At 46.1% G+C, this 16,245-nt stretch carries 12 protein-coding genes and 1 pseudogene; 6 read left to right on the forward strand and 7 right to left on the reverse strand.

What is annotated here, in order from left to right:
• The first annotated feature begins 45 nt into the window (after positions 1–45).
• From MJ595_RS14150 to tusA, 3 genes are all read left to right on the forward strand, one after another.
• Positions 46–393, forward strand: a complete 348-nt coding sequence (locus tag MJ595_RS14150; RefSeq protein WP_263078595.1) for a hypothetical protein — start codon at positions 46–48, stop codon at positions 391–393.
• Positions 394–514: 121 nt separating this feature from the next.
• Positions 515–1,846, forward strand: coding sequence for an MATE family efflux transporter (locus tag MJ595_RS14155; RefSeq protein WP_263078596.1), 1,332 nt, complete (start codon positions 515–517; stop codon positions 1,844–1,846).
• Positions 1,847–1,849: 3 nt separating this feature from the next.
• Positions 1,850–2,098 (forward strand): sulfurtransferase TusA, encoded by a 249-nt coding sequence (gene tusA / locus MJ595_RS14160; RefSeq protein ID WP_263078598.1) that lies wholly within the window; start codon positions 1,850–1,852, stop codon positions 2,096–2,098.
• On the opposite strand, the gene MJ595_RS14165 is transcribed toward tusA, so the two are convergent.
• From MJ595_RS14165 to MJ595_RS14175, 3 genes are all read right to left on the reverse strand, one after another.
• Positions 2,095–2,784 carry a hypothetical protein gene (locus MJ595_RS14165; RefSeq protein WP_263078599.1) on the reverse strand — a complete coding sequence of 230 codons (690 nt, stop codon included), beginning with the start codon at positions 2,782–2,784 and terminating at the stop codon, positions 2,095–2,097. The genes tusA and MJ595_RS14165 overlap by 4 nt on opposite strands.
• A gap of 163 nt (positions 2,785–2,947) precedes the next feature.
• A complete protein-coding gene (locus tag MJ595_RS14170) occupies positions 2,948–5,044 on the reverse strand; it encodes a protein-disulfide reductase DsbD family protein (RefSeq protein ID WP_263078600.1) in 2,097 nt (698 codons plus the stop codon).
• A gap of 75 nt (positions 5,045–5,119) precedes the next feature.
• Positions 5,120–5,641, reverse strand: a complete 522-nt coding sequence (locus MJ595_RS14175) for a hypothetical protein (RefSeq protein WP_263078601.1) — start codon at positions 5,639–5,641, stop codon at positions 5,120–5,122.
• Positions 5,642–5,687: 46 nt separating this feature from the next.
• Between MJ595_RS14175 and pdxB the strand changes: the two genes are divergently transcribed.
• A complete protein-coding gene (pdxB, locus tag MJ595_RS14180; protein WP_263078602.1) occupies positions 5,688–6,836 on the forward strand; it encodes a 4-phosphoerythronate dehydrogenase PdxB in 1,149 nt (382 codons plus the stop codon).
• Positions 6,837–6,939: 103 nt separating this feature from the next.
• Here pdxB and MJ595_RS14185 read toward each other — a convergent pair whose 3' ends face one another.
• Entirely contained in the window at positions 6,940–8,475 is a 1,536-nt protein-coding gene (locus MJ595_RS14185) for a hypothetical protein (RefSeq protein ID WP_263078604.1), read from the reverse strand.
• Between the two features lie 996 nt (positions 8,476–9,471).
• The gene (locus MJ595_RS14190; protein WP_263078605.1) at positions 9,472–10,545 is read right to left on the reverse strand and encodes a YdcF family protein; all 1,074 of its coding nucleotides are present in this window, start codon (positions 10,543–10,545) and stop codon (positions 9,472–9,474) included.
• A 417-nt stretch (positions 10,546–10,962) separates the two neighbouring features.
• Between MJ595_RS14190 and MJ595_RS14195 the strand changes: the two genes are divergently transcribed.
• Positions 10,963–11,823 carry a serine protein kinase RIO gene (locus MJ595_RS14195; RefSeq protein WP_263078606.1) on the forward strand — a complete coding sequence of 287 codons (861 nt, stop codon included), beginning with the start codon at positions 10,963–10,965 and terminating at the stop codon, positions 11,821–11,823.
• 290 nt (positions 11,824–12,113) lie between these two features.
• Here MJ595_RS14195 and MJ595_RS14200 read toward each other — a convergent pair whose 3' ends face one another.
• Positions 12,114–13,481: a transposase gene (locus tag MJ595_RS14200; RefSeq protein ID WP_263078607.1), complete on the reverse strand. Its 1,368-nt coding sequence runs from the start codon at positions 13,479–13,481 to the stop codon at positions 12,114–12,116.
• Between the two features lie 621 nt (positions 13,482–14,102).
• On the opposite strand from MJ595_RS14200, the pseudogene MJ595_RS14205 reads away from it, so the two are divergent.
• Positions 14,103–14,708, forward strand: a pseudogene (locus MJ595_RS14205) (SulP family inorganic anion transporter); the annotation flags it as partial.
• Between the two features lie 151 nt (positions 14,709–14,859).
• Here the strand turns inward: MJ595_RS14205 and MJ595_RS14210 are convergent.
• Complete coding sequence (locus MJ595_RS14210) at positions 14,860–16,194, reverse strand: transposase (protein ID WP_263078000.1); 1,335 nt, start codon at positions 16,192–16,194, stop codon at positions 14,860–14,862.
• Positions 16,195–16,245: the final 51 nt, after the last annotated feature.

The following is a 16,245-nucleotide window of genomic DNA, read 5'->3' on the forward strand; positions in this document are numbered from 1 at the left end:
AGTGAAATTATGAAGAAAGTCATTTTTTTATTGTTGTTGATTACTGTGAATCTGGTTTTTTCTGCTGCTTATGCAGATGTTGTTGCAGCAGAGCGTGTTGCTTTGAAAGCCCTGGTAATGGCTTCCAGGCAGATGCCAAACTATTCGAATGATCAGCTGGTTGAGTTAGGTGAGTCATTAATTTCTTTGTTAAAAGGCACTTATAACGGATTTGAAGGAAATAGAAAAATACAGGACGTTGTTAATAATAAAAAAAGTATAACTATCAATTTTACTGCGAATGCCTATGGAAAAGGGCTGCTGCGAGCCCTTTTTGCAAAGGTTATAGATAGGGAAGGAGGTTCAGTTGTTTTAGTGCAGCAACTCTCAGAGAGCGAAGCATTTATTTATTGACTGATGTTTCATATGAACAGGTATCGTCAGCTTCCAGTGCTGCTAAGTGCTGATACCCATACCCTTTTTGCCAATCACCAACTAAAATTTTGCCACTGTTTTAACCCCGGGGGAGTCACGTTTGGCATCCAGCAACGCTATTTATCGCCGGGTCTGGGATTTTGCCTGGCCTGCCATTATTTCCAATATTTCTGTTCCCCTGCTGGGGCTGGTGGATTCAGCCGTTCTTGGCCATTTGCCCTCATCTGAATACCTGGGAGGCGTGGCCATAGGTGCGACGATTTTCAGCTTTCTATTTTGGGCATTTGGCTTTCTGCGCATGGGCACAACGGGGCTGGTAGCCCAGGCTTGTGGCCGCAGGGACAGTGAGGCCATTCGGCGCTGGCTGTTACAGTCAATGGCCCTGGCAGGAATGATTGGCCTGTTGATCATGGCATTTTCTCCCCTGATTATCAGGTATGCACTGCCCTTTTTTGACGCCAGTCCTGCGGTTTCGGCACAGGCACGCATCTATTTTGAAACCCGGATATTTTCTGCTCCGGCGGTATTATGCAACTATGCCCTGGTGGGCTGGTTGCTGGGCATGCAAAAACCCCGGGGACCCTTGATGATGCTGGTGATAGCCAATGCCACCAATATCGTGCTGGATCTGTTGTTTGTCCTGGGGCTGGGTTGGGCAACCGAAGGGGCGGCGATGGCAACAGTCATTGCTGACTATCTGAGTCTGGCACTGGGTCTGATTTGGGTGCGCAGAGTATTGGGGACTGGGAAAAATACGTTTGACTGGTGGGTACTTCTTAATTTCAGCGCTTTCAAGCAGCTGATCATGCTAAATCGGCATTTATTTGTGAGAACCCTGTGCCTTTTATTTACCCAGGCCTTTTTTACCTCAAGGGGCGCACAGATTGGCGATGAGGTGCTGGCGGCTAATGCTCTGTTATTAAACCTGCTCATGTTGATATCCAATGGCCTGGATGGTTTTGCCCATGCCGCTGAGGCTCTGGCGGGAGAGGCGTTGGGCCAGAGACAGCTGGATCGCTTTAAAGGCGTGGTGCGAGTGACCGGTTACTGTTCCTTAGTCTGTGGGCTGATGTTTATGCTAGCCTTCGCCCTTGGCGGGGACCTGCTACTCAATGTGTTAACAGATATTCCTGAAGTGGCCTCGGTTGCCAGTGAATATATGCCCTGGCTGGTGATGATGCCGTTGGTAGCTGTTTGGTGTTACTGGCTTGATGGCGTATTTATAGGTGCAGTGAAGACGGATATGATGCAGCATACCACCCTGCTGGCTACAGTGGGGGCTTTTTTGCCCTGCTGGTATATAACCCAATCTATGGGAAATCACGGGTTATGGCTTGCCTATACAACGTTTATGCTGGTCAGAAGCCTGGGCCTGGCGGTGGCATATCGCAGGATTAGCATTAACAATGGTTGGTTGATAAGGGGTATTTAAAGAGTGGTTTTAGAGGAACAAATTGAAATCAGTCATGAGCTGGATACCTGTGGCCTTTTCTGCCCGGAGCCGGTCATGATGTTACACAACGCCGTCAGGGATATGGCGCCTGGGGAAGTGGTTCGGGTGGTGGCAACGGACCCTTCAACCTGCCGGGATATTCCGAAGTTCTGTAATTTTTTGGATCATGAGCTGCTGGAAAATGAAGAGCGGGAAAATCGCTACTACTATCTAATCCGTAAAACGGGCTAGCCTTCTATCAGGTTAGAGAACGCAGCAATGGCCTCCGGGTCACCATGCTTGATTTTATTGGCAATAATATGGTGGAAAAAGTAGCGGAAATCCTGGTGCTCCTGGGCGGGAAAAAGACATTCATCTCCTGTCAGTACCGGTGTTGTATCCACTTTTTTTTCATCTGCCAACATGGCGAGCAAACGGCCATCGTTGTATAGGCGCCAGCTGGTGACATGAACCAGAATGATGCTTTTAAACTGGTCTTCGGTTAATACTGCATGGGTGCCAATACCGTCAGTGATTTCCTGAATAACCAGATCCGCATCGTCCGATGGAGGGTTGAAATAGGACGCAGCGGTTTCAAGCTCAGTCACTTTGTGAAAAGGGGGCTCGAAGAAGGCCTGGTCGTGGTAACTGTCATAATAACCTTCCCAGTGCCCGTTTAAGGGGTCATTCAGCTCTCTGGCGGGTACCACCTTGTTAAGCCATGGAATCAGTGCATCCACTTCGCCATTTTTCATCAAGGCCCAGCATAGAATCTTCATACTGAATAGCTTGTCGGGATTGGCATCATTGCTATACAGCATTTCAAGGCCGTCCTGCTCGGGAGCCAGTCTGATAATTTTACTGGCGCTGTTGTCATCCACAGGTTTGCGGGTAAACATGTCGATAACATTTCCGGTGTCCACAGGCTTTTTATCCATGCATAACCATTCCAGTACAGGGGTTTGATCAGGGCTCTACCGGGTAGAAGCCATTGGGCTTAATGGGGAGTATCGGCGGGTATGGAGGGAAGTTAACTTGGTTAGGAGTGCTGTAAAAAAGGCAGATCATAAGGATCTGCCTTTAATGGTAACGGGTAAATTGCTAATTACTGGCGTTGTTAATAGCCTCGATTACGGCATCCTTGGTTAAGATAACCGGTAAAGGAATACCTTCAGGTGCACCAGGGCCGTATACAATATTAAAGGGTACGCCAAAGCGGCCATGAGCCTGCAAAAATGCCGTTACTGTTTCAGAGGGCTTGGTCCAGTCACCTTGCATCCTGACCATATTGCTTTCCTGAAGTTTGGAGTAAACCGGTTCTTGCAGGATGACGCCTGCCTTGTTTGCCTTACAGGTAATGCACCAGTCTGCCGTCACATCCACAAATACAGTCTTTCCCTGATCCACCGACTGGCGGATCAACGCCCTATTGAGTGATTGCCACTTCAATTCGGGAGGAAGGGGAGATGCACTCTTTCCTGTGATAAAACTGGCCAGAAGGATGGCGGCGATACTTAATGAAAGGGTAGCAAGTACCAGAATCACAGATCGTGGCCCTTTAATCAGCCAAAGGCGCCAAAGCAGAAGTGAAAGACCCGCAGCAGCTATGATTGCCGTGACCGGTAAGCCTAAAAAGCCTGTCATCAAACTGAGTAACCAAAGGCTGGAAGCCAACATCATCAGCCCGAATAACCACTTAATGCCATTCATCCAGCCACCGGGTTTCGGTAATAGATTGGCAAGCCCTGGAAAGGCGGCAACCAGTAGCCAGGGGGCTGCCATACCAATAGCTAAAGCGGTAAAGGTGATCCAGAGAGTGATTAAATCCGCTCCCAGGGCAAAGGCTACCGCTGTACCCAGGAAAGGTGCACTGCAAGGTGTGGCCAGCAAGGTGGCAAACATACCCTGGATAAAGTGCCCCACAGTGGAGTGGTGATCGCCTTTCGTTGCCAGCCAGGTGCTTATGCTACTGGGGAGCTGTATCTCAAACAGCCCCAGCATATTGGCGGCAAAGAGTCCGGTAATCAGCACCATTACCCCAATAAAGTAAGGGTTTTGGAATTGCACACCCCAACCCAGGGTTTGACCAGAAAGCTTCAGAACAGCCAGAAATCCGGCCAATAGCCAAAAGGACGTGAGAATACCGGCAGCGGATGCCAGGAATTGACTGCGTATCTGGCGCTTTTCCAATCCCTTGGCGCTGATGACTGTGCTGAGTTTCATGCCAAGAACCGGTAGTACACAGGGCATAATATTCAGGATCAGGCCACCCAGTAATGCAATGCCAATAGCAATCAACAGGTGAATGGTAGCTTTCTGCTCTGTAACCCCGGTAGTTAATGGGGCAGAGAGTTTGGCGGCCAGGTTTTGGTCACTGATCACCAGTGACAATGTTTTATTCTCCAGTTGCGGGGCCTCAAGCCAGCTGCTGGCTTTTAGGGTGGCAGTGAGAAGATTGCCATCAATGGTGATATGGGGACGGTGGAAGGTCGTATCACTCAGGTCGCCGTCACCAGCATCAACAAAAATATCCGGTGTCTGCCAGCCATTGGGGTTATCAAGCTTGAGCAGTACCGTTTCCTGATTTTGACTCCAGAGTGCTTGTTCCAGCTTTATGGGTGATACGGACTTTGGCAGGGTGCTGATTCCCTGGTTATAGAGATGCATGGCTTCCGGTATTGGCTGGAGCTGTTCAGGGGCGAAGTTCAGCTGGATTTGATAATCAGTCAGTACGCAAATGGTGGTGCAGGATGACAGCGTCAGTGTTCCATTCAGTCTGACCAGCTGACCTATATCTTCCAGGTGAAGCGTCATGGGGAAAAGGACATGTCCCTTGTACCCCATGGTTTCTACTCCCATAACCTGGTAGCGGTGAGGTACAGGCCAGTGCCAGTCTACCTTGTTAAGGTTTTCGGATGGACTCCAGTCAAGGGTGGGAGCAATGCCTCCTTCGCCAGGGGTATGCCAGTAAGTTTTCCAATCCTGCTCCAGCTTAATTTCCAGTACACCTTCAACAGTTTTTGTGATGGGTTCTACCTGCCCGGTTAACATAAACCGCACGGATACCGGTGGGTGGTCAGGGTTGACCATCCAGCCTGTGCTATGGGACTCGGCCCGGGCATTCAGGGGAGATAAAGCCGTCAATAATGTGCTAACGAATAATAAAAGCGCAGCAATAGAGTAAGTCGGTTTTCTCAAGTGGGGTTCTCCGGAATAAATACATACAGGTTGCTCGTGCAGCCTCTGAAAAAATCAGGTTAATAACCGATGTATCTATTCTTTGAACACGCACAGCACCAGATGCTGCCTGCGACCGGGAGGGATGGGTTCAGTGAATGCCGGGGTGGAAGGCGTACCGGATGTCAGCCAGGCCAAAATCAAAAAGATAACGGGAAGGTAGGCAACCCAAAAGACCAGGGTCTGGAGCTGGGATTGCAGAAGATGATCGCTCAATTCGCAGGGTTCTTCATCCAGTGCATCCACGACGGAGCTGTGTAGTAGTTCCGCCTGGTTGATAGCCTTTGCCGAAAGTGGGCAACGGGTAACAAAGCCTGCGCGCTGAAGCAAACAGACTGCCAGTACAATAAAGACCAGAATAATGGATGACCGGGCAATGGTCTTAGGCTTAAACCTGTTAAACATACCGACAGGCATTTCTTCCTGAGTGCCAATGGTTATAGGAAGCGGGAAATTGCTTTTGCCTGACATTATGAAGACTTGCCTTGCAAACAACAACCCTCCGGAATCCTTCTGGCGGCTGGGATCTAATGATTGATAATAGTCAGTTCCGGGCATAGGATGGATGCTTTAACTGATTACCACTAAGGCTATTAAACCTGGTATGAAAATTGTTGCTGACGAAAATATTCCTTTAATTAATGAATGCTTTGGCTCTATGGGGGAAATTATCCGGCTGCCAGGCAGGGCAATCACTTCCGGGGATGTTAAACAGGCGGATGCATTACTGGTGCGTTCGGTTACTCGGGTGGATGAAGCGCTGGTGGCGGGATCCAGTCTGAAATTTGTAGGCACGGCTACAGCAGGCGTTGACCATATTGATCAATCGGCGCTGGCTGACAGGGGAATAGGCTTTGTCAGTGCACCGGGATGTAATGCTACCGCCGTCAGTGAGTATGTGCTCTGTGCCCTTGATATTCTGGCAGAGAGATACCGCTTTAATCTGGAACAGCGAACCTTTGGCATTGTTGGTAAGGGGCAGGTGGGCAGTCGGTTGATGCGAACCTTGCAGGGGCTTGGTTATCGGGTATTGGTTAATGACCCTTTATGTGAAAGGGTAGAAGGGGTTGAATTTGTTGAACTGGATCAACTGATCCAGTGCTGTGATGTGCTTTCCCTTCATACTCCCCTGACCACGGATGGGCCATTTCCCACCCATCATCTGATTAATGACCAGAGGATCAAGGCGATGAAGCCGGGCACTGTATTGGTGAGTGCCGGGCGTGGTGCGGTGGTGGATAATGATGCCTTAAGAAACTGCCTGAAACAGGGGCAGGATCTAAAGGTGGTGATGGATGTATGGGAACACGAACCTTCGGTTGACCACGAATTACTCGGGCTGGTGGATTTGGCGTCTCCTCATATTGCCGGTTACAGCCTGGATGGTAAGGTGACAGGTACAGAAATGATCTATAAGGCATTTTGCCAATACTTCGGCCTGCCTGCCCGGGTACGCACTGCGGCCATAACACCTATGGCACCACTGAGAATGATCAGTTTTACTGAAAACTCCACCGTAGCCAGTGCGGCTTCTACCGCTCTTCGTGCTATCTACGATATACGACGGGATGATGCCTGGATGCGCCGACTGCCGGAACTGGAAAAAGAGGCTGCCAGGCTGGAGTTTGACCGGATGCGCAAGAGTTATCCCGTTCGCAGGGAACTGAGCACCCTGAAAGTTCGACTAAAGCACTGTGGCGAGGAAATGGCAGGATATTTGGCTGCTTTAGGTTTGGTGGTTGTGATGGATTAGCAACATCATCGTAAACCCTCGTCCATCCGGGTGGGGATATAAGAATTTTCTTGAATAGGCCATTTCTCAAAAAGCTTTTCTTCTGGTAAATGGCCGAAACATATCAATCAACTAATTCAATGCCCGGTTGAGGGTTGCCGTGAACCAGTGGATAATGCTTACCGGGATTTAGTGGAATCCCTTGAGCTTTTGCTTGTTCTGTCATAGTGTCCGCCAAGTCAGGAGCTGTGTGATAAAAATGATGAACTAAGTGGTTAAGTCCGTTGCTCATTGATGGTCCACCTTTTATAAATGTTCCTGCCAGCGATGCCATTCCAACGCCAACTTTTAACCAGGCAGGTGGTGAGATCCATCCCAGGCATTGGCTGAGATAGGTAGATTGAAGGGCGGGATAGTAAGTGCCAGCTATATTCCACAAGTATCCCACTAGAAAGCCTGACATAAGAGTGAGGCCTGCTACATCAAATACCTGCTCTGCTATTGGCCGACTGAAGAAAATGGCTCTGGACTCTGGATCTTTTAAAATATGATACAGCCGTACGCCATCACGAATTGTTTTGACAAGGATAATAGTGGTTCCAGCTCCTTGGGCAAGGTAGCTGGTGGTAGCCCATGTACCACCCAGCAACAGGGTTGAGTAATCTTCGGGAGTCAGTATTAATAGAGTGCGTCTCGACGCTGCATCACATAACTGAGAAATGGTTCCATTCAGTGCAGTATAGGAAATTTCTGTACCATTAATGCCTATGCCAAGGGTTTCGGCCATTTTTATATAGGCCTGCGAACTAAAAATTGACGCCATGGAGACGGCTGCAAAAGCTGTGTATCCCATGATGGCTAACCCCTGCAATGTGTTTTTCCGTGCAGGTATGCAGCAGGGGTGCGCTTGTTTTTTAGTGCCTTGTTTTCTTAAGTGGTTATAGATGTCAATTTCATCAAGGGTGCTTCCATCAAGTTTGGATTCTTTCAAAATAGCATTAAATTTTTCTCTATCTATTTCTTGTTGTTTTGCTGTTATATTGCGTAGCTTTTGTGAAACCTTTTTTACCTCTTTTTTATGGATATCTTCGTTGCGGGAACAGAAGGTGTTTTCGCATAGTCTCCATACTTCTTCAGCTGCATAATAACCGGTGGCTCCAGTACAGAGAGCATTACCAGCTATTCCAACAACAAATCCGGCGGTGCCCCAGCCAAGGCAGTCTAGCGCAATGCCCGCATTATAAGCATCGTATGAGGCATAGAGTGCTGCAAAAAAAAGTTTAAAAAGGGTTTTGGGAATAGAGGAACACTTATTTGAAGGACTGTCGTATTTTTCTATAGTGAGTGTGGGGTCAGAGCTTCCCCACTTTGCAGCAGCGTCATTTAACTCTTTAGTTACAAGCCTGGACTCCACATCAGAAAGAAGGGTGACATTGACAAGCTTATCATCATCTTTTTTCTGGGATCCGTTTTGAATGGCTTGAGATTGGGCTAGCATTGTGCAACATTTTTTCGGAAATAGTTTTTTGGCATCTAAGGTAACCGTTTTCAGAGTATCTGCGGTAAATGGAGCTGTTCCGAACATGGCCCAAAGCTTTAACCAAAAGTCATCACTTTGGGTAAAGTTGCCACAGGCACCATCCTCATAGTGAATGGCCATTAAATTGGCACTGCCAAAAAACGTTGCAATTGAGATCCAGATTGTGCCACCAACAGCTAGACCTGCCGTTTTGCCAATGGTTGCCGCTTTTTCTCTCAGGGTTCCATACCTTATCTTATAGTAAACCGTTTGATCAGGGTTTCTGACTAATTGACCATCCTGTATCAGTTGTTTGATTCGGTCGGCCGTTTTTGTTCGAATCAAACCATCAGGGTCATCCAAGGTTAAAGCGACGGTATACTTTGTATCTTGATCAGGTTGTGTAGACCCTTTTGGGGAAGGAAAAAAAGGGGGGGCACCGGTTTCTAATGGGAATACTTTACCTGATAGGGTGCTTTCTGAAGGGTGTTTCCATGAAAGTAAAGGGTCCTCATCAGTTTTTTTTGAAAACTTGTTTTTTGATCCAAGTATTGAACCTTTCAGGCTAGAAAGACTGTCTGACGTGGTTTGACCAAGACGTCTCATGCTTTCAAAGTTAAAACTGGATCCATTACTTTGATCAACACCGCTATCTTCCGTGATTGTTCTTTTCCTCTTGTTGCCACCTTCTGTTAAATGTCTTTTTCGCTCATGGGCTGTTTCTCTGCTTTCCCGCAAAGTTCCACTACCTGACAGGTTGGGTAGGCTTTTACATTTTCGTTTCTCACCATTTACACCACCATAGGTGGCAATGGTTATGGATATTGAAGATAAAAGAAGTAATATATTGATCAGAAATTTCATGCTGGAGAAAACCGCTTGTCGACCCATAAAGCGACCTGCTTATATAGTTCTGAGATGGAAAAGTGGTGAGTGCACTAAATAAAATGATCTGAAAATAGAAGTGTAGACTATTCGAAAAAATGGGTATTTTGATGGGGCGAATAATAAATATAATTTAACCAGGCAGTTTATTACAATGTATTTAAGACTACGGATTAGTTTTGTTATGGAGGTGAGCCTCTTAATTACCAGCCCTGCGACACAGGGCTGGTAATGAAGTTACTTGTTGTGTGCTTAAATCTGAATCCCGGGATAAGCCCAAAGTCCTGATGCCCGCATCATATCCCGATAGATCACCAGCTTTTCATTGGTGGATACCTGCATAGCCTGATCCATGGAGTCAAAGTCCATGGCAACCAGGTTATCAAATGTTATGTCCAGGTTATTTTGTTGGGCAGTTTCTTCAAAAACCAGCAAAGCCCGGCGCATATGGCTGGCAGAGCTGATCAGGGTGACATGTCGGGTTCCCAGGTCAGCCATAATGTCGGTGGAGTAAATAGCGTTACCCACCGTATCCCTGGCTTTATCATCCAAATAGATTCGTTCGGGTGCTACCCCCTGTTTAATTAACCACTGTTGCATAACATAGGCTTCGGTTACGCCTTGATGGGGAACGCCGCCGCTAACAATAATGGAAGCCTTGGGGTTTAGCCTGGCAGCAGCCAGCCCTTGCTCCAGACGATTAACTAATGGTGGGCGCATGGAGCCATCTTTCGCCAGGGCATAGCCAAGGATAACAATGGAATGATGCGGGTTATTAATGGCCTGTGCCTGCGTATTGAGTTTAATGGTCTGAATTTGTTCAGCCTGGTCAAACTTTTCCAGATATTCCCGGGTTTGTTTTGGATGGTTTTCTTTTAAGCTGGCAATGGCTTCGCTGTAGATATCATTATTACCTGATACTTTTGCATAAGCGGCGTGGAGAATCCCTGCATCAAAATTATCCGGATCCTGGGACAGAATATCGAGATAAATGTGCTGGGCACTGTCAATATCTTTCTTGATAATCTGGGTTGAAGCGAGGCTAAAACGAAGATCCAAACGCTCCGGTGCTAGCTGGCTGGCTTCAGCAAATGAGGCTGCCACCACATCATAGTCACCCTTCAGGGTGATCCCTTTGAAGAATTCCTGCTCAACCTTTTTCAGGTCACCGCCATGCCAGTAGTAGTGAAGGCCGGTTTGCACCAGCTCGTTGACTTGCTTTTGATTTTGGTAATCGATGGCTTGTTTGGAGGATAGGGATGAACAGCCAGTGACAGCAAGAACCGAGGCTAGAGACAGGCCAAAAAACAGGGGTTTAAGTTTCATGGGGCAATACAGTAAAGAGAGTCGAATAAGGTGGGCAAATCCTAATCAATTACCTCATTTGTTTATTGATTCAGATCATACGTAAAGAAAAATCATGCTAACGTTAAGAGATTGTGGAAAAACAGGCTGCCATGCTGTGACTGTTATTTGTCAAACAGTTACGAAAAAATAATAGTGAACTCTAACATTGGCGGTTTAAATATCAATATTATATTTTCGGTTAAAAGGTGTTGTTTTATTTGTCAATCTTAATAAGTCACAGATGGAATTCGGACTCTCACTTGATTAAAGCGTAATAAACAGTATTACTCCTGTCTGTCTATATGTGCTCCCATAATTTATGTTTTTTTTCTTATCTAAGTATCCGTTTTCTTGAAACTATATACTCATGGGTTCAAATCATGTAAAAGAGGTATCATGAAAATTCCAAAACGAATTCAGCCGTTAGTTGAAGCAGGCCTGGTGGATGAAGTTGTTCGCCGATTGATGAGCGGTAAAGAAGCCGATGTTTATGTGGTGCGGTGTGGGGCGGAGATTCGCTGTGCCAAGGTTTATAAAGAGGCCGCCAAGCGCAGTTTCAAGAAAGCTGTGCAATACCAGGAAGGGCGAAAGGTTCGTAATAGTCGCCGTGCCCGTGCCATGGAAAAAGGTTCAAAGTTTGGGCGCAGGCAGCAAGAAGAGATCTGGCAGAATGCTGAAGTGGATGCGCTCTATAAGTTGGCTAATGCGGGGGTTCGCGTTCCCCAGCCCTATGTCTGCCTTGAGGGTGTCTTGCTTATGGAGTTGGTGACTGATGATGAGGGTGATGTAGCACCTCGCCTGAGTGATGTGTCGATGTCAGCGGAGCAGGCCCGGGAAGATTTTACTGTCGTCATGACATACGTCATACGCATGCTCTGTGCCGGGGTGATTCATGGTGACTTGTCAGAATTTAATGTGCTGGTAGATGAGTTTGGCCCCGTTATTATTGACCTACCCCAGGCGGTGGATGCGGCGGCTAATAATAATGCTTTTAGAATGCTGGCACGGGATGTTGCCAACATGTCTGGCTATTATGGGCAGTATGCTCCTGAGCTGCTGGACAATAACTATGCCAGGGAGATTTGGGCGTTGTATGAAGAGGGAAAACTGGGGCCAGACACCCAATTGACCGGGTTGTTCGAGGAAAGTGCTGAAGAGGCTGATGTGGACTCCGTGCTGGAAGAAATCAAGGCAGTGCTGGCTGAAGAGCAAAACCGTCAAGCGCGTATGAATGATTCTGACGATAGACTGAAGTAGTTTTCAAAACAGTTGTTTCTGACTTTTTGAGCAGTCATTTTCGGCTGCTTTTCTGTCTGTCCTGCATGGCAACTCTCAATTTTACAAAGCATTTATTAAACCTGTTAGCTGCAGATGGGTTGTATTTGAAGGGGTGTTTACAGCTATTCCCGTATGATGAACGTCGATGGTCGTTGATGTTGGCAATAAGGTAGAAAAATAATGAAACCGACGAGAACTAAGCCGCCAATTAGCGAAGCGGAACTTTAAAGAAATATTGTCACCCCTGAACGTAGCTACGATCTGGCCGGTTATGATGTATCGAATGGAATCACCCTTTTCTCTTCAATACCATGAGTTACTGTGTAAAAAAGCCCCTCCCACGTTTTTATCAGCCAATGCAAAAAATAGCCCTGTATCCATTTCCATAATGCTATACGGACTCCTTTTGAGCGGGTTCTTAAAGCTTCCTGAAACTGGGGACAGCACAGTTCCTGTATTTGATCTACGAGAAAAGCAAGCATCGTCAGATAGGCCAGATTTGTGGCTAAGTGCTTCTCACCGTGACCGTAATTATGTTCGAGATCGTAGCCTTGATTTTTCAGGGTGTTAAACGTCTGGTTCTCAATATGCCATCGGCAGCGCCCTCCTTTCATGACGGACTCTATGGTTTCACCATTAAGCGGGATATCAGTCACCCAGCACCAGATATGCTGTTTACCTTTTTTATCGGTTTCGACAAAATCAAGCACATTAACCTGTTCTGCATATTTTGCCTTGTTCAGCCTGACGTCATTGGCATAGCGAAACCACCACTTAATTCCAGTCTCTTCATTAACTTTTTCAGCACGGTGAACTTTTCCCTCTTTATCCAGCTCATCCATCGCTTCAACCAGCGAAGCATGGTTTCCGTCTTTCGCTACAATGATGTAATGCCAGCCATAACTCTTAATCAGCTGGACAGTGGGGTTGTCAGCATAAAGACTGTCCAGAAGAATAACGAACTTTAAACGTGGGTGATGCTCTCGTATGGTGGCAAATAACCGTTTGATGGCATTTTTTTCACAGTCATTTTTGGTCGAACCATCCTGGCAAACTATGGCTTCCGGTGCCAATGGCAAGACTGTTTTTTGATCCGGGTGAGCAATGCATGCTGCCATTAACTGGTGGTAGTGAGCTTCGTTGACCTTTCCCTTATTTTTAGTACAGCACTCCTGACAAGGTTTTTTATTATTGCAGGAGTAAAATAGCCCAGTTCCATCGATCGGGAGCAAGTAGTGATTTTTCAAGTTCCCGCAGTGAAATTCGAATGCCTTCAGTAATCCGCCCCTTTGGACGTTAGACAGCAATGTCTTAAAAGGCTTTTTGAACTCTACGGGATCTATTGGATCCAGGATTTCCCGCATACTGGTATCACAGGGAGCACGTTTTTTTATCTGATACAGGTGCTCAAGGTTATGCCTTACTTCTTGCTCTGTTTTATCACGCTCAAACGAGAGGAGCGATGGGTACTTGAGATGCATCATGGCAAAAGCGGACATGGAGGCATCATGTATTGTTATTTTTCTGGAATCCTTGTTTGGTCGGACATCTGGAATTTTCTCAAAACTTTCAGAAATCGTAGTAATCAAACTGCTTGCACAAAGATGCTTACGACTTTTTTGGAATGGATAAGCCATGAGAGACAGCCATTGATAAAGTATCCCTATCAAAAGTAGACGTTATTTTGTGCGAAATCACTCCATTTGGAATTTACTGTAAGCCTTGCTGTTGCAGTGATTTAATTGATGTCACGGGAATAGCTGGGGTGTTTACCTCCTTATTTGCAAGAGGTAAAGATTGTTCAGTTTGTTTTCCATCTGTATCTTGCTGTTAGTTTAATTAAATTGTGGAATTCTTTAAAAAAACAAGTACAATGCGCCGCCATATCCTACATATGTCCATGTGATTTGTCTTATGTCGAATACTCCGCCTTAGATCCCTCTTTGAAAAATTTATGATTCCGGTATTAGCCTGGCTGGTATATAGGTCTTGCTATAAGACGGTTTCTGTCAACCTGTCCTATCAAAAAACACTTAAAATCTATTTTCATACTATTGTTTGTAAGCAAACTATTTCAGATGCCTGAGTAAAAGGTGGTGCTGTGCGTAATCTTTAACGGCTGTGATACTGAATGGGTATTGTTTAACTGATGCTGAGAAGAATAGTTTGGAAATGATAAGTACTTGCTGTTGTTTGTCGCTAAAGCCTTGTTGTCAGGGTTAGATTCTGCTGCATCAATTGGAACAAAGAGATACTGAATGATCGGGAAAATTAAAGAAGATTGGTTGTTTAATGTTAAAGGAGACTTGTTATCAGGTATCGTTGTTGCGCTGGCATTAATTCCTGAGGCGATTGCATTTTCAGTCATCGCAGGTGTGGATCCAAAAGTCGGTTTATATGCTTCTTTTTGTATTTGTGTTGTTACCGCATTTACGGGTGGTCGATCCGGAATGGTATCTGGTGCAACGGGAGCAATGGCCTTGCTTATGATAGGCCTGGTTAAGGACTACGGCCTTGAATACCTTCTGGCAGCATCGTTATTTGCAGGTGTTATACAAATAGTTATTGGCTATTTGAGACTGGCGGATTTGATGAGATTTATTTCCCGTTCAGTGGTGACAGGGTTTGTTAACGCATTAGCTATTTTGATTTTTATGGCGCAATTGCCAGAGCTAACAGGTGTTACCTGGCATGTCTATGCAATGACCCTGGTTGGCTTGGGAATTATTTATCTATTTCCTTATATCCCTAAATTGGGAGAAATGCTGCCTTCACCTCTTGTTTGTATTTTAATTTTAACAACCGTATCTATGATTCTTGGTCTGGATATTCGAACAGTGGGTGATATGGGGGATCTTCCTGATGCTCAGCAATTCCCGCAAACCAGATTCCGGCTGGCACATTTTCAGTTAATTAAAAATGATTTTATCGCGGATGAACAGAGCCAGACTGCTGCTATATCGGCAGTCGGTTTTAATGACAGGTAACACAGGTCACAGGGCTAACATCAACGCTCTATGTCGTATCGACAGTCAGCAACTTCAAGCTCACACTTCGCCCTTCAATGATAGCTGTAAATACGTCTGTCCAGTTATCAATGCAGAACCAGTCAAACAGCCCTCGTATGGCATGCCAGAATGCCTTTTTAGACTTTTTTATCTTGAGCGCTTCCTGGAAGAGCTTGCAAGACAGTTGTTCTATCTGGTTGATGAGGAAGGCCGTAAAAGTCAGGCATGCCAGATTGCTGGCCAGATGCTGCTTTCCGTGCCCGTAATTGTGTTCGAGATGGTAGCCCTGTGTTTTCAGTGTATTGAACGTTTCGTTTTCAATTTTCCATTTAGCGCGTGCTCCTCGCATGAATTTATTCACGTTCTCGGCTGAAAGCTCAATGTCCGTGACCCAGGTGTTGACGTACTTCTTGTTGCCCTCTGGATCAATTTCTATATATTCGAGAAAGTTAACCAGCACATCCGGGTGTGACTTGTTAATGGGGGCACCATTCACAAACCGGAACCAGTGCGTAAACCCTTTATCATCGGTATATTCATAGCGCACCACTTTGTCTGCACAATCCAGCTCATCGACGGCCTGGTATAACGACTCATGGGTTGAATCCTTTGCCACCATAATGAAGCTATAGCCAAAGGACTTTACCAACTTGATGGTCGGTCCATCTGAGTACAGGTCATCAAAAGTCAGAACCAGTGGCAGGTGCGGATGCTCTCTGGATAAATTCGCCAATAGCCGCTTGAGCGCTACCTTCTCACAATCATTCTTTGACGCATCAACTTGTTTGATGATGGGTTCAGGCATTAAAGGTAATACTTCTTTCTTGCCCGGCTTTACCAGACAGCAGGCCAGTAACTGATGGTAGTATTGCGGATTTTTGCTGCCTGGCTTTTTTACACAACACTCAGGACAACTAATCTTCCCTGAGCAAAAGTGCCCCGTACCATCGATAGGCGCAAGATACCCTTCCTCAAAATAAGTGAACTGCTTAAGCCGCCCAGATCGTTGCACAAAGGCAAACAGGCGGGTAAAGAACTTCCTTAAATAGCGTGTTTCGATAGGGTCAATCAGATCCCTCAGATAGGTATCACTGGGGACACAGCTGACATTGTACATCGACTTTAAGTTCTTGAGCCTATCTGGGTTATTGACACAATCCTGATCAAAAGCCAGTAATGAAGGGTATTTCAGGTGCATGACTGCCAGGCCACTCATGACCGCATCATGAAGGACAATTTTGTCATGTTGGCTTTTCTTGCGAAAGTCTGGAATTTGACCCGCTTCATCAGAGACTATTTTGAGCAGTTTTTCAGCAATGGTTCTTGGTTTCGTTAGCGGCACAACATGAGCATCGTTATTATTATTGTGGTGAAATTCTACCGGATAGTCTGC

This window comes from Endozoicomonas sp. Mp262 (assembly GCF_025643335.1).
Lineage (GTDB): Bacteria > Pseudomonadota > Gammaproteobacteria > Pseudomonadales > Endozoicomonadaceae > Endonucleibacter.

Excerpts from the sequence above, each read along its gene's own strand:
- MJ595_RS14165 (WP_263078599.1), bottom strand. The coding sequence starts at position 2,784 with ATGGATAAAAAGCCTGTGGACACCGGAAATGTTATCGACATGTTTACC.
- MJ595_RS14175 (WP_263078601.1), bottom strand. The coding sequence starts at position 5,641 with ATGCCCGGAACTGACTATTATCAATCATTAGATCCCAGCCGCCAGAAG.
- pdxB (WP_263078602.1), top strand. The coding sequence starts at position 5,688 with ATGAAAATTGTTGCTGACGAAAATATTCCTTTAATTAATGAATGCTTT.
- MJ595_RS14185 (WP_263078604.1), bottom strand. The coding sequence starts at position 8,475 with ATGGCCATTCACTATGAGGATGGTGCCTGTGGCAACTTTACCCAAAGT.
- MJ595_RS14190 (WP_263078605.1), bottom strand. The coding sequence starts at position 10,545 with ATGAAACTTAAACCCCTGTTTTTTGGCCTGTCTCTAGCCTCGGTTCTT.
- MJ595_RS14195 (WP_263078606.1), top strand. The coding sequence starts at position 10,963 with ATGAAAATTCCAAAACGAATTCAGCCGTTAGTTGAAGCAGGCCTGGTG.
- MJ595_RS14200 (WP_263078607.1), bottom strand. The coding sequence starts at position 13,481 with ATGGCTTATCCATTCCAAAAAAGTCGTAAGCATCTTTGTGCAAGCAGT.